This is a genomic window from Stutzerimonas stutzeri SDM-LAC (genome assembly GCF_000235745.1).
In the GTDB taxonomy this organism is placed as follows: Bacteria; Pseudomonadota; Gammaproteobacteria; order Pseudomonadales; family Pseudomonadaceae; genus Stutzerimonas; species Stutzerimonas stutzeri_H.
In genome coordinates, this window is the sequence record NZ_AGSX01000135.1 from 1 (window position 1) to 1,527 (window position 1,527).

General features: G+C 64.3%; 1 protein-coding gene and 1 pseudogene. Both read right to left on the minus strand.

Annotation, left to right across the window (positions count from 1 at the left end; all coding sequences use genetic code 11):
• Positions 1–11 precede the first annotated feature (11 nt).
• The gene (locus PSTU_RS0114270) at positions 12–908 is read right to left on the minus strand and encodes a peptidoglycan DD-metalloendopeptidase family protein (RefSeq protein WP_019341706.1); all 897 of its coding nucleotides are present in this window, start codon (positions 906–908) and stop codon (positions 12–14) included.
• A gap of 163 nt (positions 909–1,071) precedes the next feature.
• Positions 1,072–1,527 (minus strand): annotated as a pseudogene (locus PSTU_RS0114275) (response regulator); the annotation flags it as partial.

Consider the following 1,527-nt stretch of genomic DNA (forward strand, 5'->3'; position numbering starts at 1 on the left):
CGTGTAGTGCGTCAGTCCCCGCCTACGGCAAAGTTCGGCAGGCTGTTGACCGGCTGGGCGAAATCAAAGGGAATCGATTCGACCGCCAAACCGACGTTGCGCTGAACTACGAAATGCAGGTGCGGGCCGGTGCTGTTGCCGGTATTGCCCGAGCGCGCCAGCAGCGAACCGGCTTCGATGCGCTGACCTTCGCGCACGCTGACCGAGCCTTTCATCAGGTGCAGATAGACGCCCATGGTGCCGTCATCATGCAACACACGGACAAAGTTTCCGGCCGGGTTGTTGCCACGCCCCGTCTGCGCATTCTCGAGTTTCACCACCATGCCGCCACGCGCCGCGACGATAGCCGTGCCCTCGGGCATGGCGATATCGGCGGCGTAGCGACCTTTGCGGGTGAAGTGGCTGTACTTGCCATTCGCGCCCTGGGTCAGGCGGAACGGGCCACCGCGCCAGGGCAACGGATACTTGTAGGGCTTGGGCAGTAGCCGCGGATCACCCAGCGCGTGGCGCAGTTTGGGGGTGTATTTCAGCGGTTTCGAGGGGTCGAGCGGGGCCAGAGTCGCCAAGCGAATCTGGCTGCGTGGCGGCAGCACCCAGCGGATCGGCTGATCCGGCGCGCCGACGGCGTTCTGCACGCCGGTCAGCTTGAGTTCGATGTCCACCGGCGCATACAGATCATTGCGCACCAGCAAGGTTTCGCCGGCGGCATGCTTGCGGGTTTCCAGCTTCACCTGGTTGTCGAGCTTCTCGACCATGCGATCGTTGAAGGTGAACACGCGCGCGCCCGGCGCAGCCTGGTCGCTGTAAGTGACCACGCCATTGGCGTCGGTGTACTTGTAGATGGTCAGGGCCGAAGCCGGCATAGCCAGGCAGAACAACCCGAGAGCAAGAATGGTGCGCCCCAACATAACGGCAGACTTCATGGTTATGTATTCAGAGCGCTGCAGACTAGCAGCGCAGCGGCCTATGCGCGAGCCACCGACCGTCAGCCTGTGAAATGGTTCATCGCGCCGCTGGTTTTTCCAGACGGTCGGTCGCGCAGTGCAGCGTTAGCCCGTTGGATTGGCGCAGCTAGGCGCCCGGTACGAAGTGCCGCTGAGCGGTGCCTCGGGCGATCAGCCGGGACAGGTAATCGAGCTTCTGTGGATCGCGGTCGACGAAGCGAAACGTCAGTTGCAGCCATTCACTGTCCGGCTTGGGTTCCAGCGCCGCGACCGCGTGAAGATAGCCATTGAGGCGTGCCACCTCCCCGCCTTCGCCCTGCTCCAGATCGAGCACTGCGCTCTCCAGCACCTGCGGCAGCGTCTCGCCACGCTTGACCACCAGCAGCCCCTCTTTAAGGCTGAGCGCCTTGATGACGCAAGCAAGCGTTCCGCTCGCCAGACGCAACTGGCCCTGACCGCGACCACCGCTGGCAGCTGTCGGTTTGGCTGCGGCCGGCTGCACCAGCGGCGCGGCGAATCCGGGCGCTGGCGAGGCGGCCGATGCTGCAGCCGGCTTGACGACTTCAGCCTTGCCGCCCGTCAG